General features: G+C 52.8%; 26 protein-coding genes and 1 tRNA gene. 12 read left to right on the forward strand and 15 right to left on the reverse strand.

Going from position 1 to position 25,649, the window contains the following annotated elements; all coding sequences use genetic code 11:
• Positions 1-155: 155 nt before the first annotated feature.
• Positions 156-2,447, forward strand: coding sequence for a phosphatidylglycerol--membrane-oligosaccharide glycerophosphotransferase (gene opgB, locus VH86_RS11720; RefSeq protein WP_045832975.1), 2,292 nt, complete (start codon positions 156-158; stop codon positions 2,445-2,447).
• A gap of 201 nt (positions 2,448-2,648) precedes the next feature.
• Positions 2,649-3,215, forward strand: a complete 567-nt coding sequence (locus VH86_RS11725) for a hypothetical protein (RefSeq protein WP_231647194.1) — start codon at positions 2,649-2,651, stop codon at positions 3,213-3,215.
• Positions 3,216-3,245: 30 nt separating this feature from the next.
• Here VH86_RS11725 and VH86_RS11730 read toward each other — a convergent pair whose 3' ends face one another.
• From VH86_RS11730 to VH86_RS11750, 5 genes are all read right to left on the reverse strand, one after another.
• Complete coding sequence (locus VH86_RS11730) at positions 3,246-3,950, reverse strand: GNAT family N-acetyltransferase (protein ID WP_045832977.1); 705 nt, start codon at positions 3,948-3,950, stop codon at positions 3,246-3,248.
• Positions 3,951-4,094: 144 nt separating this feature from the next.
• Positions 4,095-4,589 (reverse strand): RcnB family protein, encoded by a 495-nt coding sequence (locus VH86_RS11735; RefSeq protein ID WP_045832978.1) that lies wholly within the window; start codon positions 4,587-4,589, stop codon positions 4,095-4,097.
• Between the two features lie 160 nt (positions 4,590-4,749).
• Positions 4,750-5,931, reverse strand: a complete 1,182-nt coding sequence (locus tag VH86_RS11740; RefSeq protein WP_045815923.1) for a serine hydrolase — start codon at positions 5,929-5,931, stop codon at positions 4,750-4,752.
• A gap of 144 nt (positions 5,932-6,075) precedes the next feature.
• Positions 6,076-6,858 (reverse strand): MetQ/NlpA family ABC transporter substrate-binding protein, encoded by a 783-nt coding sequence (locus VH86_RS11745; RefSeq protein WP_045832979.1) that lies wholly within the window; start codon positions 6,856-6,858, stop codon positions 6,076-6,078.
• Positions 6,859-6,873: 15 nt separating this feature from the next.
• Entirely contained in the window at positions 6,874-7,893 is a 1,020-nt protein-coding gene (locus VH86_RS11750) for an isopenicillin N synthase family oxygenase (protein WP_045832980.1), read from the reverse strand.
• 208 nt (positions 7,894-8,101) lie between these two features.
• Here VH86_RS11750 and VH86_RS11755 point away from each other — a divergent pair, with 208 nt between their 5' ends.
• Positions 8,102-8,779 carry a YecA family protein gene (locus tag VH86_RS11755; protein WP_045815920.1) on the forward strand — a complete coding sequence of 226 codons (678 nt, stop codon included), beginning with the start codon at positions 8,102-8,104 and terminating at the stop codon, positions 8,777-8,779.
• A 141-nt stretch (positions 8,780-8,920) separates the two neighbouring features.
• On the opposite strand, the gene VH86_RS11760 is transcribed toward VH86_RS11755, so the two are convergent.
• Positions 8,921-9,970 (reverse strand): DUF1176 domain-containing protein, encoded by a 1,050-nt coding sequence (locus VH86_RS11760; protein WP_045832981.1) that lies wholly within the window; start codon positions 9,968-9,970, stop codon positions 8,921-8,923.
• An 84-nt stretch (positions 9,971-10,054) separates the two neighbouring features.
• On the reverse strand, positions 10,055-10,945 hold the full coding sequence (locus VH86_RS11765) for a LysR family transcriptional regulator (protein WP_045832982.1): 891 nt from the start codon (positions 10,943-10,945) through the stop codon (positions 10,055-10,057).
• 90 nt (positions 10,946-11,035) lie between these two features.
• On the opposite strand from VH86_RS11765, the gene VH86_RS11770 reads away from it, so the two are divergent.
• On the forward strand, positions 11,036-11,812 hold the full coding sequence (locus VH86_RS11770) for an NAD(P)H-dependent oxidoreductase (protein ID WP_045832983.1): 777 nt from the start codon (positions 11,036-11,038) through the stop codon (positions 11,810-11,812).
• A gap of 16 nt (positions 11,813-11,828) precedes the next feature.
• Here VH86_RS11770 and VH86_RS11775 read toward each other — a convergent pair whose 3' ends face one another.
• The 4 genes from VH86_RS11775 to fliA all read right to left on the reverse strand — a co-directional run bounded on the left by VH86_RS11775 (position 11,829) and on the right by fliA (position 14,409).
• Positions 11,829-12,158: a DUF1493 family protein gene (locus VH86_RS11775; RefSeq protein ID WP_081946746.1), complete on the reverse strand. Its 330-nt coding sequence runs from the start codon at positions 12,156-12,158 to the stop codon at positions 11,829-11,831.
• A gap of 280 nt (positions 12,159-12,438) precedes the next feature.
• Positions 12,439-13,017, reverse strand: a complete 579-nt coding sequence (gene flhC, locus VH86_RS11780; protein ID WP_045832984.1) for a flagellar transcriptional regulator FlhC — start codon at positions 13,015-13,017, stop codon at positions 12,439-12,441.
• A 10-nt stretch (positions 13,018-13,027) separates the two neighbouring features.
• On the reverse strand, positions 13,028-13,369 hold the full coding sequence (flhD, locus tag VH86_RS11785; RefSeq protein WP_038649313.1) for a flagellar transcriptional regulator FlhD: 342 nt from the start codon (positions 13,367-13,369) through the stop codon (positions 13,028-13,030).
• Positions 13,370-13,680: 311 nt separating this feature from the next.
• Positions 13,681-14,409 carry an RNA polymerase sigma factor FliA gene (gene fliA, locus VH86_RS11790; RefSeq protein WP_045832985.1) on the reverse strand — a complete coding sequence of 243 codons (729 nt, stop codon included), beginning with the start codon at positions 14,407-14,409 and terminating at the stop codon, positions 13,681-13,683.
• A gap of 956 nt (positions 14,410-15,365) precedes the next feature.
• Between fliA and VH86_RS11795 the strand changes: the two genes are divergently transcribed.
• Together VH86_RS11795 and VH86_RS11800 are read left to right on the forward strand one after the other, a co-directional pair.
• Positions 15,366-16,052 carry a helix-turn-helix domain-containing protein gene (locus VH86_RS11795; protein ID WP_052696602.1) on the forward strand — a complete coding sequence of 229 codons (687 nt, stop codon included), beginning with the start codon at positions 15,366-15,368 and terminating at the stop codon, positions 16,050-16,052.
• Positions 16,018-16,542 (forward strand): hypothetical protein, encoded by a 525-nt coding sequence (locus tag VH86_RS11800; RefSeq protein ID WP_045832986.1) that lies wholly within the window; start codon positions 16,018-16,020, stop codon positions 16,540-16,542. The genes VH86_RS11795 and VH86_RS11800 overlap by 35 nt, the downstream gene beginning before the upstream one ends.
• A 374-nt stretch (positions 16,543-16,916) precedes the next feature.
• Here VH86_RS11800 and VH86_RS11805 read toward each other — a convergent pair.
• Positions 16,917-17,001, reverse strand: a tRNA-Leu gene (locus VH86_RS11805).
• Positions 17,002-17,267: 266 nt separating this feature from the next.
• Between VH86_RS11805 and VH86_RS11810 the strand changes: the two genes are divergently transcribed.
• Positions 17,268-17,789 (forward strand): DUF2501 domain-containing protein, encoded by a 522-nt coding sequence (locus tag VH86_RS11810; RefSeq protein WP_045832987.1) that lies wholly within the window; start codon positions 17,268-17,270, stop codon positions 17,787-17,789.
• Between the two features lie 216 nt (positions 17,790-18,005).
• On the opposite strand, the gene VH86_RS11815 is transcribed toward VH86_RS11810, so the two are convergent.
• A complete protein-coding gene (locus VH86_RS11815) occupies positions 18,006-19,382 on the reverse strand; it encodes a PLP-dependent aminotransferase family protein (protein WP_045832988.1) in 1,377 nt (458 codons plus the stop codon).
• A 168-nt stretch (positions 19,383-19,550) separates the two neighbouring features.
• Between VH86_RS11815 and VH86_RS11820 the strand changes: the two genes are divergently transcribed.
• From VH86_RS11820 to VH86_RS11840, 5 genes are all read left to right on the forward strand, one after another.
• On the forward strand, positions 19,551-19,991 hold the full coding sequence (locus VH86_RS11820; protein WP_045832989.1) for a GNAT family N-acetyltransferase: 441 nt from the start codon (positions 19,551-19,553) through the stop codon (positions 19,989-19,991).
• Positions 19,988-20,593 (forward strand): FMN-dependent NADH-azoreductase, encoded by a 606-nt coding sequence (locus VH86_RS11825; RefSeq protein WP_045832990.1) that lies wholly within the window; start codon positions 19,988-19,990, stop codon positions 20,591-20,593. The genes VH86_RS11820 and VH86_RS11825 overlap by 4 nt, the downstream gene beginning before the upstream one ends.
• 14 nt (positions 20,594-20,607) lie before the next feature.
• Complete coding sequence (locus tag VH86_RS11830) at positions 20,608-21,087, forward strand: carboxymuconolactone decarboxylase family protein (protein WP_038649331.1); 480 nt, start codon at positions 20,608-20,610, stop codon at positions 21,085-21,087.
• Positions 21,088-21,182: 95 nt separating this feature from the next.
• The gene (locus VH86_RS11835; protein ID WP_045832991.1) at positions 21,183-21,818 is read left to right on the forward strand and encodes a hypothetical protein; all 636 of its coding nucleotides are present in this window, start codon (positions 21,183-21,185) and stop codon (positions 21,816-21,818) included.
• A gap of 82 nt (positions 21,819-21,900) precedes the next feature.
• Entirely contained in the window at positions 21,901-22,578 is a 678-nt protein-coding gene (locus tag VH86_RS11840; protein WP_045815910.1) for a MarC family NAAT transporter, read from the forward strand.
• Between the two features lie 30 nt (positions 22,579-22,608).
• Here VH86_RS11840 and VH86_RS11845 read toward each other — a convergent pair whose 3' ends face one another.
• Both VH86_RS11845 and VH86_RS11850 read right to left on the reverse strand, forming a co-directional pair.
• Positions 22,609-23,865: a cytochrome c gene (locus tag VH86_RS11845; RefSeq protein WP_038649336.1), complete on the reverse strand. Its 1,257-nt coding sequence runs from the start codon at positions 23,863-23,865 to the stop codon at positions 22,609-22,611.
• Between the two features lie 4 nt (positions 23,866-23,869).
• Complete coding sequence (locus tag VH86_RS11850; protein ID WP_045815909.1) at positions 23,870-25,639, reverse strand: GMC family oxidoreductase; 1,770 nt, start codon at positions 25,637-25,639, stop codon at positions 23,870-23,872.
• Between the last annotated feature and the right edge of the window lie 10 nt (positions 25,640-25,649).

The following is a 25,649-nucleotide window of genomic DNA, read 5'->3' on the forward strand; positions in this document are numbered from 1 at the left end:
TCAATCTAAACCTGCCTTAAACGGATCGGAACCCGCCGCACAATTCTGTGTGGTTATGTTGCAGCACTGTGACAGCCCATATAAATTGACGCATAACCCCCAAAGAGGGCCGAGGGCGCAGGGATGGCGTCACTATTTTATGTGAGGATCAAACCTTGTCCGAGTTGGTTTCGGTTGTACTCTTTTTAGCGGCAATCGCCGTTTACTCCTGTAAAGCCGGGCGAAATAAATTCTGGTTTATCCTGATCTTAGTGCTGCTCACGCTGTTTATCGTGCTCAATGCCACGCTGTTCGCCAGCAACTATTTTACCGGCGATGGCATCACCGATGCGGTGCTGTATACCCTGACCAACAGCCTGACAGGTGCCGGCGTCAGTAAATATGTGGTGCCCGCTATTGGATTAATCATTGGCCTGTTTTTGCTGTTTTGCCTGCTTTCCTGGCTGCTACGCCGCCGTAAGCGGCCGCATCATTTAGGCTGGAGTTTACTGGCTATCGCCTGCGCTGCAGGTTCGGTGCAAACCACACCTGCTTTTCGCCAGGTGAAGGATCTTATTGCCTCACATTCACGTCTGGCCGACTCTGATTTCGATAACTATTATAAGACGCCCAATAAAACCATTCCCGATCCCAAACTCAACCTGGTGTACATCTACGGTGAGAGCCTTGAACGCACCTATTTTGATCAAGATGCTTTCCCCGGACTCGCGCCAGAACTGAGTCGCGAAAAAGACCAGAGCATCGATTTCAGTGAAACCGAGCAGTTACCCGGCACCGATTACACCATTGCTGGCATGGTCGCTTCTCAATGCGGTATCCCACTGTTTGCCCCTTTTGATGGCAACGCTTCGGCCTCGCTTTCCAGCTTTTACCCGCAGAATATTTGCCTCGGCGATATCCTGAAGAATTCCGGTTATGAAAACTGGTTTATCCAGGGCGCAGACTTACGTTTTGCTGGCAAGGATACCTTCCTGCTGTCACACGGCTTTTCGCCCGCACATATGTACGGCTCGCAAGAGCTCATCAGCCGCGTCGCCGATCCCAGTTACCGCAACAACTGGGGTTTTTACGATGATACGGTGATGGATGAAGTGTTTGAGAAATACGAAGCGCTTTCACGTCAGCAAAAACGTTTTGCCTTGTTCACCCTGACGGTGGACACCCATCACCCTGACGGATTTATCTCGCGCAGCTGTCAGCGCAAAAGCTACAGCTACGATGGCAAACCGAACCAATCCTTCAGTGCGGTGGCCTGCTCACAAGAGCATGTCGCGCGTTTGATTGCGCGCATCAAAGCGTCGCCCTGGTTTAAAAACACCATCATCGTCGTCAGTTCGGATCATCTGGCCATGAATAACACCGCGCATCAGTACCTGATTAAGCAGCCGCGCCGCGATCTGTTTATGGTGATTCGTGGTGACCAGCCACAAGCAGAAGTGCTGGATGGCAAACGCAGTACCCTGGATAACGGTGCGACGGTGCTGGATATTCTGGGTGGTGATAAGGCGATTGGACTCGGCCGCAGCGGCCTCTCTTCGACGTCTTTATCGGCGCAGTTTGAAGACATGGCGCAAAAAGTGACCGCATGGAAAGCCGATATCATCCAGCTGTGGAATTTCCCCAGCAAGCTCGATGCGTTTACTGTCGACCAGCAAAAAAATACCTTCAGCTTCTCCGGCTCTACCTTTAAATTGCCTATTCTATTTCGCATTGGGCAAGATCGCGTCGAGCCACTGCCAGAAGGCGAATATTCGGCACCGCTGCGCTACCAGCTCGCAGACTTTACCGCCGCGGATAAATTTGTCTGGGTCGATCGCTGCTTCAAGATGGGCCGTTTATGGCAGCCCGATTTGGCACTCTCTAGCGACCTCTGTGTCGCCATGGGCCAGATGGGTGCAAAACCGACGGTAACGCGCATCGATAAACCGCAGTGGAAGGGCAAAGCGCAATTCCCGAAAGCCGAAGTGAGTGCCGCGACTTATCAACTCAACGAGCAGCAGATTCGCGTGAAAGATAATGCGATTCGCTATAACGCCGACAGCTTCCTGCTGACTGTGCCAGGCGCACCCGACAGCGTGAAGCGTTTCACTGGAATATCTCGCCCCGAAAGCTGGGGACGTTGGTCAAATGCGAATCTGGCACCTGAAGTGAACATCGAATATGTCGAACCTTTACCGCCTCGCTTTGATGTGCAGATCACCGCGCGCGCTTTTGGACCCAATGCGCATCGACTGATTCCAGTCCGCGTCGGTGATGAAGAACAGATGCTGAACCTGGGCGATGATTTCTCGACCACCACACTGCACTTCAGCAACCCCAACGGCAGTCACAACCTGATTATTGCGCCACCTGAGCCGCAACTCTCGAACGTCGGCAATATTACCGGGCAGGATCCGCGCAAATTGGGCATTGGTATGGTGGAGATAAAAATTATTCCACATCCGTAAAATCAAGCCATTCCCCCACCCATAGAGGCCTGCCAACGCGCAGGCCTTTTTTATTAGTTGTTTTCGTTACTTATTGTAAGCATTGATTTTTTTCGAGATGCCGCGCAAAATCCATTTCATTACATTGTGTAACTATCACCTGCTGGATAGGCTTTCATTTTCACGGAAGGACACCAGAGGAATGAAAGGATGATACTGACCATGATTAACACGCATAAAGCCTATAAAGCGTTACAGGATGCAGGCGTCGCCGATAGACAGGCTGAGGTAATGGTGGAGATTTTTGCTGAAATGCAGCAGGAAAATGCCTTAACCAAATTAGACTTGTCACAGGCGACAGAAAGCCTGATCCGGGCGCAAAGCGCGACAAATAACCGACTCGATGCTCTCGAAGGTCGCTTAGACCAATTTCAAAACGAGGTTAAATTACAATTTTACGGCGTGAATCAGCGTTTTGAAGTGCTCGAAAAAAGTATCGATGGGCGGTTTGATGAAGTTGATAAAAAGTTTGCGAAGATCGATGAGAAATTCGAGAAGATTGATGAGAAATTCGAGAAGATTGATGAGAAATTCGCAAAAATCGATGAGAAATTTGAAAAAATCGACGAACGGTTCAATCAGCAAGACATTAAAATCAACGCGTTAGACCAACGGATGCAGATTGGTTTTACCGAGTTAAAACAAGACAACATCTGGATCAGACGCGTTCTGCTCACTATCGCCACCGCATTGATTGCCATGACGACAAAATATCTCTTAAATAGCTGAGCCAGGCGGGCAGCCCGGCCCTTCACAGCCTTAACGCAGCGCTTCCAGTTTCATGCGCTGCGTCCCTTCTGCATTGAAATTCTCCGCTGCCAGCCAGCGTTCGAATGCCTGCTTAAGCGGCGGCCATTCGCCATCAATAATCGAGAACCAGCAGGTATCACGACTGCGCCCTTTATAAACAATCGCCTGGCGAAATAGGCCTTCAAACTGGAATCCCAGCCGCAATGCCGCTTTGCGTGAAGGTAGATTACAGCTGTCGCATTTCCATTCGTATCGACGATAGCCCAACTGTTCAATGGCATAACGCATCAGCAGATAGTGCGCTTCTGTTGCCATAGAGGTTTGCTTGAGCAGCGGTGAAAACGCCACATGCCCCACTTCCACCACGCCGTGCGCGGTGTCGATGCGCATCAATGCCAATGTGCCCACCGCACGCTGACTGCGCAGGTCAATCACCGCAAAATGCATCGGATCCTTGCCCTGCTCAATCTTGCGCGCATAAGCCAGATACTCCGCCTCACTGGTAAAGGGCTCAGCAAACATATAAGTCCAGTCACCGCCATCAATGGCCAGCGCATAGGCGGCGTAGAGATCGCGACCGTGGCGTTCCGCACTTAAAGGTTCCAAACGGCAGTACTGGCCGTTGAAAGTCTCATAAGAGGGCCAGTTGCGCGGTTGCCAATCTGGCAATGGTGCACCGACTGGTTGTCCGTAGGCATTGGTGTGTTGCGTCATGGTTCAGTTCCTTTGTCAGTGAAAGCGTAATGAGCAGCGTGCCACTTTTCCGGCGCATTAAAAAGCACCCGAGAGGATGAATCTGAAGGAGGAGGGATTTGCAGGAAGCGTGGCAGCCTGACGGCCGCCACACAAAGGGAGAGATTAACCCTTGAAGAAGATGTCGCCAGATTTACCCATCACAATCTTGCCGCTGTCGTCGGTGATCAGGATGTAGTTGGCATTGATATAAGCCCAGTGTGTACCAGGCTGCGGTGCTGGCAGGTGGCGTGGCTGCCACTCCACAATGGTGTACTGCTTTTTACGATACTCATCGGGTACTACATCACCGACTTTGTATTCTTTGTAGTCGATAATGATGGTATTCAGATCGTAATTATTTTGCCCGGCAGGGGCATCTTGCATCCCGTTCTGCGATGGGCGAATCGGTGCCACATCGCCGCTGGATTCCGCTGGTTCGTTGCTGGCCGGGGCATCCACTGCCGGAGCCTGAGTTTGTGCGCCGGGTGCGGTCTGCTGCACCTGAGGTGGCGGTGGTACGTTATCCGTTTGCTCGCCTTCAGCCAGTGCGGCTGGAGTCAGGCTCAAAGCGCCCAGAAAAATTCCTGCAGAAAGAAGGGTGACGTGTGTCCTGCGCATTGGTGATTTCCACTCTGGTTAATTATTAACTGTCCAATTTACTGACAAGTGCAGCACGCAGAAGGTTCCCCCGGCGCGCTTTGCGCGTCAAATTACGCTGCACAGCATACCTCAGCAAAAGCGACTTTTGGCGCAGTAAAATTGCAAGCAACCATGTTCGTTACTCTGCCTGGTTCTTCTGCGCCAGATCCATCAACAGAGCAATGCCCAGATAGTTGCTCCAGTTAAAGGCATTTTGCAGCACCACAATCGCATTGCCATTTTGTTTATCAAAACCGATAAAGCTGGAGTAGCCGCCAATATAGCCCACCTGATAGGTGATTTTCTGCTGACCATAGGTGTCCGTGACCCAGGCAATATTTTGAGACTGGTTGCCATGCTGTTCATAGCCTTGATTAACCTGAGCAAAAGCGGCATTGATGGGGGCGCTGGCGTCATTGTGTAAATGCGCATCCAGATAGCGGATTAAATCACGTGCGTTGCTATACAAACTGGCGGCGGCCACCATGTTATTGCTGAATGCCCAATCCGGCGTCAACTCACCACGCGGAATCAGCTTTGGCTGATCGCCCGCATGGCCCAGCGCACGCATCGGATAGCCACGCAGGCTTTGCGGTTTAAAGCTGCTGCTGGTCATGCCCAGGGGCTGGAACAGATTGCGTTGCGCCAGGCTTTCGATGCCCTGATGCAGACGATGCTTCAGAATATAGCCGAGCAGCGCATATCCCAGATTGGAATACTGCGCCACGGGTTTTGCTGGTGCGTCAAAATCAGCCAGATAGCTCAGCACGGCATCGCTATCGAGATTGCCGTAAAAATTCTCACCGCTGCGCAGATACGCCATAAATTTCATAAACATCGGCAAATCCATATCCTGACGCGGCAAACCAGAGGTGTGCGTGACCAGTTGCAGCAGCGTGATGCGTTTTGCATCTTCACTGAGCGGCACTTCCGGCGGCAGCAACGTAGCAAGCGTATCGTTCCAGCGCAGCTCGCCGCGATCCACCAGCTCAATGATCACCTCCGCCGTTATGCCTTTGCTGAGCGATCCAAGCGCAAACAACGTATCGGGTGTGATCGGATAACGGTGTACCGCATCAGTCACGCCAAAACTATAAAACTGCGCAGGCTGACGCTGATGGATAATCGCAATGCTGATGCCCGACACCTGCTTTTGCTGCATGTAATGCCGCACGATGTCATCGACGTTCTCATTGAAGGTCGCATGGGAGAGATAGACTTTATCGCCGACTGGCGCAGAGGTTTGTGACAGCGTGCCACAGGCGCTCAGCAATAGACTGCAGCACAACAGCAGCAAAAGCGGAATGATGCGCCGCATCATTCAGGAATCCTGGTAAAAGTCTTCATAACAATTGATTTGTATAATATTTTTTATTTTTAGCAAAACGTGCGATGGGTGTTTGTGGCGAAATATAACACAGATGGGGGTAATCGCCACCTGCCAGAAACAGGTGGCGGCTGGGAATTATTGATTCACCGGAATCACCGATCCTTGATAGTGCTGGTTGATAAATTCGGCAGTTTGCTTTGACTCCAGATCTTTGGCTAATTCAAGAATCCGCGGGTCATGTGCCAGTTTGGGCGTGGTCACCAATACATTGGCATACGGATTATTTTTCGCTTGTTCCAGGGCTAGTGCATCTTTCGATGGCACTAGCCCTGCCTGCAACGCGTAGTTACCGTTGATGATTGCCAGCTGTGCATCATCCAGTGCACGCGGCAGTTGTGGCGCTTCGATTTCAATGATTTTCAGATGGTGTGGGTTGTCACTGATATCCGCTGTCGTGACCAGCGAATGGGATTGACCGCCCTTGAGTTTGATCAAACCGCTGTCCTGCAACAGATACAGCGCACGGCTTAGATTAGTGACATTATTGGGTACCGCGACCTGCGCGCCATCAGTCAGATCTTTCAGGGATTTCACTTTATGCGAGTAAATGCCTAACGGCTCAATATGCACCGTCGCCACCACGGAAAATTTCTCCCCCAGGGCTTTTTCCTGATCGCGCAAATAAGGCACATGCTGGAAATAATTCGCATCAACATCGCCGCGCGCTAACAGTTCATTGGCGTTGAGATTGCCGTTGAGCTCAATCACTTTCAGATCGAGCTTTTTATCGGTTTGTTTGATGTGGTTGAGGATTTCACTGTGTGGCACCGGATCGGCCGCCACACGCAAAGCCGCTGCCGAAGCAGAGGTGCTGAACATCGAGAACAGTGCCAGCGTGGCTATCACCTTTTTAGTCATATGTTTTCCTTACTTTTATGATGTTTGAACCGTGTTCTGGGCGTCGGTGTAGTAGCGCGCTGCCACGTCGCGATGCGATCGCAAACGCCCTTTGAGATAGTTCCAGCCCACTTCACGCAGCAGCGGATTATTGGGATCGCTGGTCGGCCCACGCGCTTCAGCCGCGAGCGGCGCGGGTAATTGATAAATCGGTACTTCGGCATCCAACTGCGCCCCCAGGAAAAAGGCGATGGAAACACGCTCCTTGTGTGCAGGTGGTGACAGCACGCGGTGTATCGTTGCGCGCAGATAGCCATTGGTCGCAATCTCTAGCAGTTCACCGATGTTCACCACAAATGCACCCGGTTTTGGCAACGCATCCACCCAGTTTTCTGGCGTCACTTCCACCTGTAATCCGGGCTGTTCATCCTGCAGCAGAAATGTCAGGAAGCCAGAATCTTTATGCGCACCTACGCCCTGTTGGCTGGCATTGCTCGCCTGCCCGGGGTAGCGAATCAGCTTCACATGTTCATTGGGATGCGAACCGTACAGCGCATCAAACGCATCCGGTGGCAGCGACAGCGATTTGGCGAACGCGCGCAACAGGCGCAGTGCGACATCCGTCATTGCCTGCTGCCAGGCGTGGATCACCGGCCTTAGCTGCGGCAGCGCCTCTGGCCATAGATTTGGTCCCTGCAGACGCTTCCAGGCGGGATCGCCGTCTTGCAACGTTAATGCCACGCGTTCCGCGCCAATATCGAACTGCTCACGCTGATCGCGCTGTTCACGGGTGTATTCCACACCAGCCCGGTTGTAGCCGCGGAAATGTGGCGAGTGGATCATTGAGACGCGTTGCTTCTCCTCATCCGGCAGGGCAAAAAATGCCTGAGTGATGCTTTGCACGTTCTGCAGCAGCTGTGGATTGATGCCATGATTGATCAGGTAGAAAAAACCGACATCACGCGCCGTGGTGCGCAGTTCAGCGAGATAAGGCGACTGTTCAGCATCCGGGAGTTCCAGCAGCGCCAAATCCAGCACCGGCAATGTTTCCGCCATAAAATTTGCTCCTTAACGCAGTAAAATTCTGCGTTTACGCTGCCATTGGCGTCCCATTCCAGCCAATACTGTTGCGCAATATGTTATGGCGAATGATTTTTAGGAAAGCTTCAGCAATCGATATGCAAAAAGCGGTAAATCCGTGCCGCTTCCCGCTATAATCGCGCCGTCAAAACTTTGCCTACCCGCACCACACAGGAGATGCCGTATGAACCAAGGCCCGTTAACCGAGAAAGAACTGAACTGGCTGGAAGATATGCTGGAGAAATACGGCAATGAACAGTCGGTGGTGGATACCTCCGAGCTGGATGGCATGCTGACGGCTCTGCTCTCCGGCCCGAACGATATCGAACCGAGCGAGTGGCTGGTGGCGATGTGGGGTGACAAGAAACACATTCCAAAATGGTCCAACGAGCGTGAAATGGATCGTTTTATGGCGCTGATTTTCCAGCACTTCAACGACATTGCCGAACGTCTGGCGGAGTTCCCGGATCAGTTTGATCCGCTGTTTGGCATGCAGGAAATGGAAGGTCAGGAGTTCACCGTAGTGGAAGACTGGTGTTATGGCTATCTGCGCGGCGTGGCGTTAGATCAAGACTGGGATCAGCTGCCAGAGAGCCTGCAACCGGCGATGGAAGCCATTAAGCTGCACGGTAGCGAAGCGCAGTTGGCAACGCGCGAAGCGTTCTCGCCAGAGGAGTTTGAAGCCAGCATTGACGCCATTCGCCCAGCGGCGCTGGAACTGCATGAATACTGGCAGGAACAGCGCATGGCGCAGCCGGATCCAGAACCTCAGCTGCCACACTTCGCGGGCGAGAAAACCGGCCGTAACGATCCCTGCCCGTGTGGTAGCGGTAAGAAGTACAAGCAGTGTTGCGGTAAATAACGCCACATCACCGTAAGAGGGCGTCAGATCGCGCCCTCTCCTCAATCTGCTTTCAATGCTGCAATTTCACTGAACCCAACTCACGTCGTATACAGCCCTCAGGCTGTCTCGTGCGGGCTTTTCGCAACATCTCCCAACATATTAAGAGGCAGGCTTCACCTCAGTGACCAGGGTCGGCAATTGCCATGCACCGCCAGCGCGAATCGCACGGCACATGCCGGTGGTGGCATCACTACTCTGGACGAAATCTTTGCCATCCCATACCCAGGCCGCTGTGCTCCAGCAGTCGCCAATACCGCGTCCTTTCTGTGCCTCAGAAATCACACCCTGGCTGTAATCGGAACCGGAATCGGTGATCAGCTGCGGTTTACCCTGTAATGCACGATCCATCAGCCAGTAGCCATAGCCTTCGTTATAGGCGCCGCGCCAGCATAGCGCGGCAATCAGCACATGCGCGTCATCCACTGGCGTTAATGTGAGTGGCTCAGCGCCTTCTTCGGGTTGATCATCCGTAGGGTCCAGATTATCGCAGCTGTCGTCATCGGTCAGTGAAGCAATCAGCTTCGGCTTGAGCAACGTCAGCTCATCCGCACTCAACGGACGCGGCGCGGCTTTTTCGACGTTGACCTGCTGGATCACCGGCATCGCCACTGCTGCGGGAACACTGTTTTCAGGCTTATTGCCTTTGCGCACCAGTGCGCCTGGCGTACTCAGACGGCCCTGCGCATCGTCCATCTTCAGCAGCGTGGCAAAGGCACCATTACTGGAAAGTTCGAACGGCTCCTCGCCCCCGCGAAACTCCACTTTGCCACTGCCTTTGATCGCATTAATCAGCGCCAGCGTTTGAGCGTCGGTTAGCGTCCACTCATCGTTCTCCGCTTTGGTGACCTCGCCCTGGGCGTGATCATCAATCCACAGCGCCAGTGCATCCACTTGCTTAGAGTCATCATCGCCAGTATCAGCCAGCACCACACGGCCGTGGGTCGGTGCATTGGGCCCGCCCTCACGCGTAAGCAGTACTGAGCCCCCTGCGCCCTCTTCAGCGCTGTAGCCTGCAGCCCGGCAGGTCAACGTATTGTCACAGGCGAGTTCCCAGTCTTTATGGCTAAAGGAGACGCCGTCTTCATCTGCCAGCAATGGTGCGCTCAAACTGGTGAGCAGTGCGAACGCCAGCAGCAATCGGGTTTTCATGCCATCACTCCATAACGGTAAAGGTGGCTAGTGTGATGATTTTTAGGGCGCGGGAGAAGTGAATTTTTTGCGCTGATAGCCAGTCTACAGTGACGCTACAATCTGCTGGCGTAACCACTGTTGGGCAGGATCGCGGTGGAGCCGTTGATGCCACAGCATTAAAATATCAAAGCCGGGAATCTCCAGTGGTGGAGTGAAGACGTGAAGATGTGCGGCACTGCGCACCAGCCGCTCGGGTAGCACAGCGACCAAATCACTGTTCGCCAGCGCTTCCAGCATAAACAGGAAATGCGGAACCGACAGCACGACACGACGCGAGCGTCCCAATTTTGCCAGCGCGTTATCAGTTGCGGCACTGAACCCGCCACCATCAGGCGAGATCAGCACAAATTCCAGCTGACAGAACTGATCCAGCGTCGGTGCCTGCTGTAACTGTGGATGGTCTCGCCGACCCGCCAGCACGTAGCGCTCACTGAACAACTTGCGCTGATGCAGGTTCGCTGGCGCGTTGTCACCGGTATGGAACACCACATCCAGCGCTCCTTTCTCCAGTTGTAGAGCAATCTGCGGCGGGTTAAGCGCGAAGACCGCCATCCGACTTTGTGGCGCGGCCTCGCGAATGTTGTTGAGCGCGGGCAGCACCAGGGCTGTGGACATGTAATCGGTGGCGGCTATACGCCAGGTGTCTTCAGCATGGGTCGGATTAAAGGCCTCCGGCGGAGCAACGGCACGCGTTAATCCCTCCAATGCCTTTCTTAGCGGTTCACGCAGACCTTCAGCGCGCGCAGTGGGCAACATACCGCGCGGCCCCGGCAACAGCAGAGGATCATCGAATACCGTGCGCAACCGGGCCAGCTGCGCACTCACCGAGGGTTGCGATAAATTCAGCCGCTGCGCCGCGCGCGTTACGTTCAACTCCTGCAGCAGAACATCCAGTGTCTGCAGCAGATTCAAATCCAGCGCATTGATATTCACTGTGACAATACCTGCGATATGAGCAATTGATTTCTACTATATCCAGCGGCGTCATAACCTGCAGCTGTTTTCAACTCACAGGACTCAGCCATGAATGTACTGATTGTGTATGCCCATCCAGAACCGCGTTCACTGAGCGGTTCGTTGAAAGATTTCGCCGTCAATCACCTCCAGCAAGCAGGCCATCAGGTGCAAGTATCTGACCTCTATACCATGCAGTGGAAAGCTCAGCTTGATGCTGCAGATACACTGGCGCCACTGGTGGGCGCACACTATGACGCCACACTGGATTCCCGTTGCGCTTTTGACCAACAGCTACAGGCTGCCGATATTGCCGTAGAGCAGGAAAAACTGCGCTGGGCCGATACGGTGATTTTCCAGTTTCCGCTGTGGTGGTTCAGCATGCCCGCCATCATGAAAGGCTGGTTTGACCGGGTTTATGCTAATGGATTTGCTTACGGTGTCGGCGAACACAATGAACAGCACTGGGGGGATCGTTACGGCGAAGGCAATATGACAGGCAAACGCGCGATGCTGGTGGTGACCACCGGTGGCTGGGAATCACATTATAGCCCGCGCGGTATCAATGGGCCGATTGATCAACTGTTGTTCCCGATTCAGCACGGCATGCTGTTCTATCCCGGCTTCAGCGTGTTGCCGCCGCTGGTGTTTTATCGTGTACAGAAATCCGCGCAGGAACGCTTTGCTGGCTGGTGCGATACTCTGGCCACGCGGCTGGATACGCTGGCGGACACGGCACCGATTGCCTTTCGTCAGCAGAATAGTGGCGACTATACAATCCCCGCGTTAACGCTGAAAGATACGTTAGCAGAAGGAAAAAGTGGTTTTGCTGTGCATGTGAAATGATTAAACGGCGTTGGCGCTACTCATACAGCCAACGCCCTGCCTTGGCAGATTCAATCAGCATGCTCAGGGTAAAATCAGGCACCACAGGGACTTCACGCTTGTTGAAGGGATTCAGTATCTGCGCCAGTGACGGTTCGTCCGGATAGTAGGTATCAATCAAAAAACCGCCGCGATCTACCGCGAATTCGCTGAAGAACTCGTCCATCAACGCCTGCGCTTCTTCACGCTCGAAGTTCAGATCGGTATCGATATCAATCTGCGGCGTGAGTGTTTTTTGTTTAAACAGATAGACACCGTCGTAGCGGCGCACTAATTCGTAGATACGCTGGTCGATTTCGTCGGTCATCACCTACCCTCCTGTTAAACCAGCGGCTATTCTGCCATGCAATCTCATCTGCCAGGTAGCGCAAATGATAGCACTGTGCCGCTCTGCTTCATGCGCTGCCAATAAACAGTCGTTCCATGGCTTGAAACCGCGCAGCCAATTGGCTTCCGCCAGAAAAAACATTAAATTACATAAAGATAAACAATAAAATTCATTCAATGACTCCTTCAATGTTGATAGCCTGCACCTGAGCGCGGTGCGGGCTAATAACTTTCTGGTCATCATGGATGATTTACCAGCCTCACACGGTCACCGGAAGAAAGGTGGCGGCTGCCAGGACGTGTTGTTTATTCACGTGATCGACAGGAGATTTTTTACAGGCGCGGGAGGGGGGACTGCACAAACTGCAGGTAAAGGGTTTTTTGATGTTCTCGGTGATCACCACATATCCTCCCTGGCAGATTCTGCACGTTGTGCGGGAAATAATACCGCAATCAATAAAGCGTAATAAGGTCCAGGCGCGTGTTAGCCCTAATATTGGCTTTTCATGGCTTTGAGCAGCACACTGTTCCAGATAGAGTCGGTAAGATTTCATCAATACGTTAATTGGCGGCCCTTTTTCCGTCAATTTTAAATACAGATAGATGTTATAAAACATCGATGCGTGAATATTTTGTTCCCATGACATAAACCAATCTTCTGAGAAAGGCAGCATACCTTTTGGCGGAGGTGCTCCTCTTAACGCTTTATATAAGCGTAATAATCTTCGGCGGCTTAGAGATGTCTCAGATTCTAGAACCTGCATACGTGCGCCGAGCGAAATCAACTCCATAGCGATATGATCATCAAGCACTTCCTGCAACAAATTCTTCTTACTCATTCTGATCACCTCAATCTGTTGTTACGAGATCTTTATTGAGCGAATTCAGTAAATCCGTCGACAAGATAATGCCCGTGTGAATGTTCTGCAGTGCCTCAATTCGTGATTCTTTCGTGAGATTCTCAATCAAGAATTCATCATCAATGCGTAAGCGGCAAATGAATTGATTGGTCGAGGCCAACTTCATCAATTGGGGTAACGTCAGAACTTTAAGATTATCGATGGTCGCTTCCGATAACCCAAGACGGAAGCCTGCTGCAAACTTATCCTGTCTAATTAATTGTTGCGCCAGTAAAAGGTAAGATAAATTCAAATCGTGGATATGCGGAAGATACTCATCAAAGTCAGACATTGATAACACCTTGTGTTTATCGTGCGGAGCACGGGTTCAATAAGAGAGGAATATCTATTCCCATGTGATGCTAATCATCGTGTGATCGTGAGTTAAACGTTTTTGCCAGCGACGCGAAAACCACTGACCAACGATTGAGTCGCACCCAGCAATGAAAAAATGATATCCATCAGAAATTCCCGTAACAATACCGCAGAAAAGACTGACTGAGGAAATCTCTTTAAGATCATGATTAATAAAGATAATAAGATTATTAATTCTTATTAATTATCAAGTTCATCCGTTAGTGGATCCTGAGTTGCTTCAAACCTTTAGATCGCTTCATCATAATCCAGACGACTGCGCAAACGTTTTAATGCCAGACTGTGAAGCTGGCTCACCCGTGTTTCTGAAATATTGAGAAACAGAGCGATTTCGCGCATATTGAGATCATGATGATAATAAAACTGTAAGATGATTCTTTCCCGCTTCGGCATAAAACGTAAGTATTGCGTAATAAGCTGAATCAAATCTTGCTGGATTGAATGATGCAAAGGGTTTAACAAAGCATGTTCATCGTTGGCCTGTTCCCATAAATCGGCATAATGCTCTCGCAGTTCATCAATCGAGTGAAGCTGGCTATTATATTTATCTTCCAGCATCTGATGGAAACCCCGCAGTGGCACCCCCATTCGCTCGGCAATATCCCGTTCACTCGCGCTCGAGCCTTTCTCCTGTTCAACAATCTTGATAATTGCAGAAATTTGACGCGAATGCGTTCTGACACGACGCGGTACCCAATCACGCCCGCGCAGTTCATCAATTAACGCCCAACGCACACATTGTGTCACCCAGGCGCTGAGGGCAACGCCTTTCTTCTCGTCAAAGCTGTCAACGGCGGCAATAAATCCCATTGCACCTGCTTGAATGAGATCATCGAATTCTACGCTATTTGGTAGCCTTTTTTTCAGGCGCAACACTTCCTCTCTCACCAGAAAATGATATGTCGACCACAACTCACTTTTATCATCAATTCCGGATGTTGTGTATAACACATCCATATTAACCACCCTGTAACAGTCTTTAAACTGATTATCGGGCGAGTGCTATTGTTTAAATAGTGCGATAAGATTTCATTACCAATGCTATTTAATCTCTTTCATTCGTCAATGAATAGCACGTTAAAATATCTCTCTGAACTGAGTCTTTTGTACCGATATTAGATAAAGCCAACCCCCTTCGTTGTCACCAGCAAAATCCCGTTGATGCCAATGCTCTGCTCGTCTGATGCCGAGATAATTTTCCCATTAGCTCTCTCACTTGCACGACCGCACTCACGATTTCCTGCTTCACCACCCTGTCCTGATTCACCTAACACGATCCGGCACCGAAATGCAGATCCTCAAAGACACAAGGGCGATAGCTTCCTGTCAGCATCAGCGAAGCATGTTCACGTATTCAGGATGCTGATTTCCCGAGAAAAAAAACCGCCATGAACCGCGATAACACCCTGCAGTAGCGAGCATTTCCGTGCTGTCTCAAGTCAATCAGGTGTAGCAGAGTGGGCTGAGCCTGCGGCATCAATCAGTACCTCACCTTGCTTACATTTAGCGTGCCATTTTCGACCTCCCGCTGTGGGGCTACCTGGCTGGTTCGCCTTTTTTCTGATGAAAAATACTAATCATTATTACGCTAACAACTTACGAGTAGCGGTTATTAGCATTGTTAATTATCGATAAAAAATAACCACATAATTTTAGCGGTTTACCTATCATTAAAAACCTTAATGATTAAGGGGCCTTTCAACATTTTTCAGGAAAATAATCGCAGGAAAGTGCTGAAAATCTGGCACTCTTTAGCTGAAAAATGGGAACGGTGACCGCAAAAATAACATTAACAACCGACCCGCTCTTTACCCTAATTGATAGACAACTTCTTTATGCCCAACACAATCCTACTTGGACAGGCAGCCAGATTAGACAGACGTACTCGTATACTAAGCCGGACGCTGGATAATATGTCCGTGACGTTGCCCGCCAGCGCCACGCGCTGCCTGTATGCACTCGCGGAGGCGCAAGGCGAAGTGCTGACGCATGAACAGTTAATGGAGATTGGCTGGCGCCGTGACGGTTATGCCGCAACCGATAACAGCGTACGCGTGATGATTAACAAGTTACGCCGTGCATTCATGTCGCTGGAGCTTGAGCAGCAGATTAACCTGCTGGCCGTCACGCGCAGTGGTTACCGCTTAATCATTAATGTCCCACCAGCCGTCGATCACTCCGTGCCAGTGGCGATGCCCCTGGCGCCGCCTGCTCGTGGCACGCTGACCTGGCGACGCGTAACAGGCATCACCGCCGCCGGTATCACCGCCGGGTATCTGGTGGCATTGTTGGTACAACATTTCTTTCTGCTCACACCAAAACCGATCGATTTTGTCAGCTGGCATGGCCCGGCGATTCCGGATGGCAGCAGCGTCTGGGTGCCGAAAGGACATCATACGCAACACGCATTGATTGAAACCACACTGCGCACCTATCGCCGTTATGTGCTGGATGCGAACCCGGACAAACCCGCGGCAAGAGTGCTGTACGTCACGCTCAGCTCCGCCAACAATCCGCAACATCAGGGCGTGATTGCCTGCCAACAACCCTTTGAGGAGGCGAAAAATGCATGCGAGTCCTTCTATTTTCGCCTCAATTAAATCCCCGTGGCTCTGGCTGTTTGTCGGCGGCTTTGTGCTGGCGTTTAGCGGCGTGATCGGGCGCTGGCTGGCCACCAGCGCGCAGCAGTCCCAGTGCCGGTTTCCACTGGCGTTTTATGACATCAAAAGTGAGCGTGAATGGGTGCTGACGCAGGGGATTTACCGCAGCTATCACGATGGCTTCAGTGAGGGGCATTTAACCTATCTCGGCACGCTTTCTCGTTTTATGGATGGGCAACTTATCGCACCTGCCACCCCGATTCATCGTGCGGTGTGGTTTAACGGCGAGTTCAACCACAACCTGCTGAAAATCACCGTCACGCAACACAGCCGTGGCCTGGGTGACAAAAGCCGCGACGAGGACGTGCAAAAGTATGTCTTCCCGCATTGGCAAGCAGGCGATGTCAGCGTGATTGCGCTTTATCTCTTTAATGGCCGCGTGCTGGCCTCCGGCACAGAGAGCGTGGCGCGTAATGTCTGCATCAGGTAGCCAGAAATTTAGCGCAGCGCTTCTGACAACGGCGCAAGATGCTCAAACAAGTGTGTGATGCAAGGGGTAAGCCTGGTATCGCCCATCAGGAACTTCATACCTATCCCCTAACGTCAGAGAGAAAGCAGGTGCCGGCATTCTGCGGCCAGATTCTCAGTAGTTAGCGCAACGTGCGTATGGCCTGGCTGATTAGATGAAAATCGGCGCGCCGTGCGATCGGTGGCGGTGTTGAGTCATCAGGCAGAAATTGGGTATTGAGTGCGGCAAAGATTATGCTTTCGAAATGAATATTACTGTTGATTAGGAAGGCGTTGCTGCTGAATTTCAGGCACAAAAAAAGCCGCTCGTAAGCGACTTAATTTTGCATCAATCGATGGTGCCGAAGGTCGGACTCGAACCGACATGTATCTCTACGGTTGATTTTGAATCAACTGCGTCTACCGATTTCGCCACTTCGGCACTGAAGAGGATGCGGAAAACGTTGGCGATTATACCGTTACGCGCAGAGTGCGCAACACTAATCGACAGCGCTGTGCGCTAAGCGTTGAAAAAACCAGCACTTCGCCATTTATGTGGCGCAAACGCGGCAGCTCGGGCGCCCTTTCGGCGCTTTCCTGTACAAATTCCAGAACATTCCCAAACTCCCTCTACTTCGGAACTTTCCGTGCTTACGCCTCTCTTAACCAAAACTGACAACGTCAGATGTATAAAACAAAGAGGTTGAGATGAACAAAGCAGCACAACGCATCATTTTGGGATTGGGTATTGCGGCGGCAATGGCGACAGGCAGTGCGTCGGCAGCGAGTTGGCAGGATCAGCTGAGCAGCGCGGCATCGCAGCTTTCTCAGCAAAACAGCGGTTCTACCACCACCACCACCAGCAGCACGCAGAACGGCGGTCTGTCGCTCTCTTCGCTGAGCGGTTTACTGAATGGCGGTGACAAAGCGGTCAGCTCCAACAGCATGACCAACGCCGCAGGCGTTATGTCCTACTGCGTGCAGCACAACGTGGTGGATAACAATGTGGCATCGGTGAAAGATCAGGTACTGAGCAAGCTTGGTTTGAGTAGCCCTGCCGCACAAGAGCAGAAAACCGATTATCAACAGGGTCTGCAAGGCTTGCTGAACACCGGCAACGGTCAGCAGCTGAATCTGCAGAGTCTGAGCAACTCGCCGATGGGTGAGAAACTGAAGACCAAGGCCTGTGACGTGGTGCTTAAACAAGGCAAGAAATATATCGGCATGTAATTCACGCCCTACTTCGGGTTGCAGGTGCGTTGGCGGCTTTCGTTCCCCCGCATCGCTTACTGAGTAAGTGCATCGGGCGTCTCTCGATAGCCGCCGTACTGCATCCGGAATGATAGTGGGTGAAGTGACCATGAATAAGACGCGAGCTGTCCCTCGCGTCTTATTTAGTATTGATGGGGGGCGCAATAAATTGCGCCGCCATGGGCCATTAATCCATCAGCTCATCAACCCGTTAGTTTCTTCTACCACCCTGCCCAGCACATCCACTGCCTGTTCAAACGATCGAATATTGGTGTAGCCGATCACCAGTCCGTAGCGTTTCTGGGTTTGCGTATACCAGCCTGAAAGCGGCAACACGCGCAGCTGATGACGCTGCCAAATCTCCGCCAGCGCCACATCCTGAATGCCTCGCCGCAGGAAGGCCACGATATGCATGCCGCCATCAGTGAGTTCAAAGTCAAACAGCTGCGGGAAACAGTGCTGTAGCGCATCCAGCATCATGCGGCGGCGCTGCTGGTAGAGAACCCGCATCTTCTTGATATGACGATAGAAGTGCCCTTCACTGAGGAACTGTGCGAGGATTTTCTGCGGTAACAACGGCATACCGGTTTCGAGGATTTCACCCAGCTCGCGGAAGCGTTCAATGGTCTGTTGCGGCATCACCAGATAACCCACGCGCATCGCGGGCATCATGGTTTTGCTGAAAGTGCCGGTATAGATCACCCGATCGTGCACATCAAGGCTTTTTAGCGCCGGGATCACTTTGCGCGTGTAGTGAAACTCGCCGTCGTAATCATCCTCAATGATCCAGCTGCTGTTCTGCTGCGCCCACTCCAGCAATTGATGCTTACGGGGTAGTGATAACGTCACCGCAAGCGGGCTCTGATGGGTTGGCGTGACCACCGCAAAGCGTGCGTCTGAGTGATAACGCTGGAGGAAATCCACGTCGAGGCCTTCCCGATCCACCGGCACATAGTGCAGATTCGGTGCGATGCGCTTTAACAGTTTCTGCCCAAAGAAATAGCCCGGGTCTTCAAACAGGACTTTGTCGTGAGGATGAGCCAGCACGGCCAGGATGAGGCGCAGGTTGGCACGATAACCGGTGGTGATAAAAATCTGCTCCGGCTGGCAGTTAAGCCCGCGCGAAATATTGAGATAGCTGGCAATCGCCTCACGCAATGGCTGGTAGCCCATAATGGCGGGCATGATCATTTCATCGGGCCGCAACGTTCGCGCCGCCTTTCCGGAGATCAGCAGCCACTTCTTGTGCGGGAACTCATCCAGTGCCGGAATACCCAGCCGCAGCTCACCTTTGCTTTCAATCACCGGATGTTCGAGCGGTGTGGAAGGTGGCGCCGTGGTGACCATGGTGGCTTCACCGAGATTCAGTGCGGGGTTCACGCGCGTGCCCTTCGCGCCCTGGCTGACAAAGTACCCCTCTCCAATGAGGATTTCGTAGGCGGCCTCCACGGTTTTGCGCGCGACTTGCAGCTCACTGGCTAACACGCGGATCGCCGGCACCCGGTCGCCCGGCTTTAAGCGCCCTTCCAGGATCTGCTGCCGATAGCGAGCGTAGATTTCTTTGTAACCCATCTGTCTTCCTTCATCACGATGCGGAGCACATAAATGCGCTCTGGAGAGTGAGCGCAGGATTCAGCAGCATAACCATGTCCTACCTGTTTTCCCCTATATTGACCCTTTTCCCTTCGACATAGAAGTTTAAGATGTCCCCATCAACCCGACAACCGCTTGCAGGCTGCTATGAAGATTGTTCATTACCAAACGCCCACGGAGCTGGCCTGCTGCTATGCATTGATGCGCGAACTGCGTTTCAAACTGAAGGATGAAGCGGCGTTTGTGGCACAGGCACAGCGTCAGCAATTACAGGGCTACCAACTGGCGGGTATCGAACAGGATGGTCAACCGGTGGCGCTGGCGGGCTATCGCCTGCTGGAAAACTTTATTCATGGCCGTTTTTGCTACATCGATGATTTGGTGACCTGCACCAACACGCGCAGCCAGGGTTTGGGTGCCGCACTGCTGCACGGTCTGGCGCAGCATGCACGGGAACAAGGCTGTGGCCGCATCGTGCTCGACACCGCGCTGAGCAATCAACGGGCACAACAATTTTATCAACGCGTCGGTTACCACGCGTTGGGACTGCATTTTTATCGCGATCTCGCTGAGGGAGAAAATTCATGAAACTGCTGCATATTCAGGTCAGTCCGGATCTGGCCGGATCGGCCTCACGTAACGCCTCGGCGCGTTTGGTGGAGAAGCTTCGCGCCCAGCATAGCGATCTCGAAGAGACGGTACTGGATCTGGCGCAACATCCGTTGCCGCACCTGGATGCCTTTACCATTGGCGCGTTCTTTACCCGCCCGGAGGATCGTAACGATGCACAGCGTACCGCCATTCAGACTTCCGAAAAAATGGTGGATCAGCTGTTCGCCTGCGACATCCTGGTCATCTCGTCGCCGATGTGGAACCTCGGTTTGCCGTCGGTACTGAAAGCCTGGTTCGATCATATCACTCGCGCCGGACGCACCTTCGCGTTTACACCGGAAGGGGCCAAAGTCGGTCTGGTGAACGGCAAAAAGGTGTACAGCGTGGTCGCCAGCGGCAGTGTGTTTGCCCACGGCCCGTTTGTGCAGGATGACCAGTTCACCCCTTACATCCGCGTGGCACTGGAATACATCGGCATCACCGATGTGGAATTTATCCGCGTGGACGGTACGCACGATCCCGTTAGCCGCGACACCGCATTACCCCTGGCTCTGCAAGCTATTGACCGCTTATTTTGAATGAGGAAAACATCATGACTTCACGCGTTAATCATTTTAAAACCGCGCCAGCACTGGCCAAATCCATGTCTGATTTCTCTAACACCGTGGCGAATACCGCGCTGGAGAAGTCACTGAAACACTTGATCGATATCCGTGCTTCGCAGTTGAATCACTGTGCCTTCTGCCTCGACATGCATGTGAAGCAGGCGAAAATCGACGGCGAGCGCGAACTGCGTCTGCATCACGTTTCTATCTGGCGTGAATCTCCACTGTTCAGCGCTCGCGAGAAAGTGGCTTTTGCCCTGACCGAAGCCCTGACCCGCATTGGTGAACACGGCGTGGATGAAGCGCTGTACGGTGAAGTGCGTGAACATTTCTCTGAAAGCGAAATCAGTGAGCTGACCTTTAAGATCGCTGCCATCAACACCTGGAACCGCCTGATGATTTTGTCACAGATGGCACCGGGTGCACTCGACAGCGCTTACGGGCTGGATCGTGCTGATTTGCGTTAATTTTTACCGCCAGTAGCTTGTGCTGCTGGCGTTGTCATGTTCATCTGCGCTGCCTGAGGCTATAGTGAGATTTTGCACCACACAGGACAGCGCGCATGAAAGGCATCAATATTGCGATTTACTTCGATCCCGACCTGATTCACATCAACGTTCACCAGCAGGATGACAGCTATCTCAGCCAAAACTTCAGCTACGATGACAGTGTGATTGAAGAGATCTACCAGTGGCTGGAGCAGTTCACGCCTAATCGCACCCACATTTGCCTGATTGAGCACGATACTGCCGACATCCTCGCCGATGAGCTGGTGGATAACGGTTATCACGTCCATCAGGTGACGCAGCACGATCTCCTGAACTGGTTTGCCAGCGAGCCTCCCGCAGAACCCGATGGTTCGCCAGTGCGCGCCCTGCTGCGCTATCTGGAAAACGAAAACCCGTCTGAATACCAGTCTCGCACTCCGCAGATCGAAGCCTTAATGGATATGCTGGATGAGCTGGACGATCTGGAAGGCGTGGACGAAGTCGAGGATGAGGACAACCTGCCGGATGACGTACTGCGCTTAATGAAGCAGAAGAAAATCACCGCCAACCAAGCCGCTGAGCGTTTACTGCCCGACGTCAATGAACGTATTCGCGAGCACCTGATAAGCTATCCTGAGCTGATGACGCCCGAGCTGCTGGAAGATTTCTTCCCGGAGTTGCTGGAAGCGTTAGAAACGCCAAAACATTGATGCATTTTGCACACGCGCGCTAAATCGTGCCGCGACGCACCTTGACGGTGTGTCGCGCTGCCATTGGAACTCGGGGAAAATCATGCTGGAACTGTTTAAAGCCATCGGGCTGGGATTGGTGGTGCTGTTGCCGCTGGCCAATCCGCTGACCACGGTGGCGCTGTTTCTCGGACTGGCGGGAGACATGAATTTCCAGGAACGCAACCGTCAGGCGATGCAGGCCTCGATCTACGTGTTCCTGATTATGATGGTGGCGTGGTACGCCGGGAATGCGGTGTTGCACACCTTTGGCATCTCGATTCCTGGACTGCGTATGGCAGGTGGATTGATCGTCGCCTTTATCGGTTTTCGCATGTTGTTTCCGGCGAAACCCGTTGGTCACTCCGTCGAAGCCCGGCATAAGCAGGATGAAATCGACGCCACGGATGCAAATCGTGAATCGGTGAATATTGCGTTTGTGCCGCTGGCGATGCCCAGCACGGCGGGTCCGGGCACCATCGCGATGATCATCAGCTCGGCCTCCACGGTGAAATCGGGCGTCGATTTTCCCGACTGGGTGGTGAACGTCGCGCCGGTGCTGACGTTCTTATCGGTCGCCGTGATTTTGTGGATTTCGCTGCGCAGTTCGGGTGCCATCATGAAGCTGGTGGGTAAAGGCGGAATTGAAGCCATTTCGCGATTGATGGGCTTTTTGCTGGTGTGTATGGGCGTACAGTTTGTGATTAATGGGGTGTTAGAAGTGGTGCGGACTTTTCATTGAAGAGAGTGCGGCCCGAAGGCCGCACCCGATTTACTCTGCTTTCAACGTCTTGCGCACATCCGCGACCTGATCTTTGGTCACGGCTGGGGCATTGTTACTCCAGCCCTGACGGATAAAGGTCGCCAGTTGCGCCACTTCATCATCCGTCAAACGCTTGCCAAAGCCCGGCATCGCGAGGGTTGACGGCGCCTTCTCGGTCGATGGCTGCTGCGCACCGGCGAGAATGGTGTGGATCAAGCCGGTAGGATCGTTGGCATTCACAATAGTGGCCTGATCCAGCTCCGGGAAGATACCTGGCGCGCCTTTACCGGTCACGAAGTGACAGGCACCGCAGTTATCGATGTACAGACGCTCACCTTCCGTCAGGTTTTTTGCTGCGGTCAGTTTGGCTTCCGTGGCCTGCTGCTTCTGCACGTTGTACGCCTGCAGCGGTGGGTTGCCACCGATGAACTTCAGATAAGACGCAATGGCTTTCAGATCGGCATCCGTCATGTGCGAGCTGGAGTGCTCAATCACTGACTTCATCTCTCCGCCCACTGCGGCTTTGTCGTTACGACCGGTTTGCAGGTAATCGACAATCTCCTGCTCACTCCAGCGCGGTAAGCCACGCAGCGACGGCACATCCCAGTTGTTCAGGCTACCACCAGCGAGGAATTTGTCGTCACCGCTGTCCAGCGCCTTCTCGTTCATACCTAAGCCGCGCGGCGTATGGCAACTGCCGCAGTGACCAAGACTTTCCACGATATAAGCACCGCGATTCACTTCTTCCGACGCGCCGCCAATCGGCTGGAACGGCTTATCAGAGGTGAACGCCCAGTTCCAGAAGCGCATACCCCAGCGCTGGCTGAACGGGAAGCTCAGTTTGGTCTCTTCCGGCTGCTCGCTGCTCGGCTTCACGCCCTTCATGAAGTAAACATACAGCGCGTGCATGTCTTCATCGCTGATTTTGGCGTAATCCGGGTACGGCATTGCCGGATACAGACGTGAACCGTCCGGCAGCACACCTTTACGCACGGCATCAGAGAACTGCTGCTCGCTATAGTTGCCGATGCCGTGTTCTTTATCCGGCGTAATGTTGGTGGAGTAGATGGTGCCGAGATTCGACTCAATCGCCAGACCACCAGCGTAATCGGCCTTGCCCGCGACGGTATGGCACGCCATACAGTCGCCGAGACGTGACAGATATTCACCCTGCTTGATCAGCGCGGCTTCATCTTCCGCGTGAGCCTGGACCGCAAAGCTTCCCAGCAGTACGGCGTTAGCGATTAACAATGATTTTAATTTCATGTGCTTATGCCTGTACCAATGGACCTGGGTTTTTCAGATAGTGTTCTTTGATCGCCTGCGCAGCCATCAGGGTAATCGCGCCGATGGTATCGGTCGGGTTCGCCTGGAAGTTTTGCGGGAAGGCGTTACCGCCCGGTACAAACACGTTATGCACATCCCAGCTCTGCAGATACTTGTTCAGCGCCGAGGTTTTCGGGTTATCGCCCATCACCGCACCACCCACGTTATGGGTAGAAACGTATTTGGTCAGGTCAAAGTCCGCGCCCATTGGCAGGAAGCTCATGCTCATGCTGTCTGGGTTCAGCTCTTTGGCGATATCGCCGACGATACCTTTCAGATGCTGTTGCAGCTTGAGTTCGTTCTCTTTCCAGTTAAAGGTCATGCGCAGCAGCGGCTGGCCACGATGGTCGGTGTAATGCGGATCCAGATCCAGATAGATATCGCGATACGACTGACAAGTGGTAGTGATGCTGATCTTCATGGAATGGTTGTACCACTCTTCCAGACCTTCTTTGTAACCCATACCCCAGGCTGGCGTGCCCTTTGGCAACGCTGCCGCCATAGGCGTACCGGTGGCTTGCGAGCTGTGGATCTTCGCGCCGCCGAGGAAGCCGAGGCCTGGACCGTCGAAGTTGCCTGGCGAGATGTCGTTGAACATCTGACCAGTGGCGCCTGCGGTCGCGTAGGAGTTGAAGTTCTTGTCTTTAAAGAACAGGGTTGCGCCGCCGTTCGACAGGAACGCGTAGTTACGGCCCACCACACCTTCTTCGGTGATTGGGTTGTACGGCTTGCCGATACCTGACAGCAACATCAGACGCACGTTGTACAGCTGGAAGCTGGAGAGCACCACGATTTTAGCGGGCTGGAACACTTCGTTGCCGTCTGCATCGAAGTAGAGAACACCCTTCGCCGTTTTACCATCGTCGTGCAGCACCACTTTGTACACTTCCGCATGCACTTCGTAAGAGAAGTTAGGCATACGCTTCAGCGCATCCATCACAGCGGTTTGCGGTGAGGCTTTGGAGTAGTTCAGGCACGGGTATTTCGAGCAGTAACCGCAATAGTTACACGGCGCGATCTGGTTGCCGTACGGGTTTTTCCACGCGCGAGACACGCAAGCAGACGGGTTCGGGAACGGGTGGTAACCCAGCTTGGTCGCCGCTTCTTTAAACATCACGTTGTTCAGCGTGTCTTCCAGCGCAGGCAGCGGATACGGTTCAGAGCGCGGGCCTTCGAACGGGTCACCGCCTTCCAGAATCTGACCACGCAGGTTGCCGGTGTTGCCCGACTGACCGCAGATCAGCTCAAACTTATAGTAATACGGCTCGATCTCTTCCCAGGTGAACGGGAAATCCATCACGCGCATATCGTCCTGCAATACGCCGGGTTTGTAAGCCTGATCGACGTAGGTCTTCAGTTTGATATCGGTTGGGGTTGGACGAATCAGTACCGCCGTCCAGTGCATACCTGCGCCGCCCACACCGGTACCCGGAGCGAATGCGCCCCATTTACGCGTCGGGAGTGCCGTCTGGCTCATGTTGTAACGCACGGTGACCGCCACTTCTTTTGGGGTGGCGAACACTTTGTTACGCACGTTATAGGCGTATTCATCAGCGGGTTTCGGGTAAGCGAAATCCGGGTAATCACGCTCGCCGCCGCGCTCTAACGCGCGAACTTCCAGCCCGGCCATCGCCAGTTCGATACTCATCAACGAGCCGGCCCAGCCGAGGCCGCAAACGACGACGTCGACTTCTTTCTTTGTAATCTGTGCCATGTTAATCCTG

The organism is Pantoea sp. BL1 (assembly GCF_000963985.1).
Lineage (GTDB): Bacteria > Pseudomonadota > Gammaproteobacteria > Enterobacterales > Enterobacteriaceae > Pantoea > Pantoea rwandensis_B.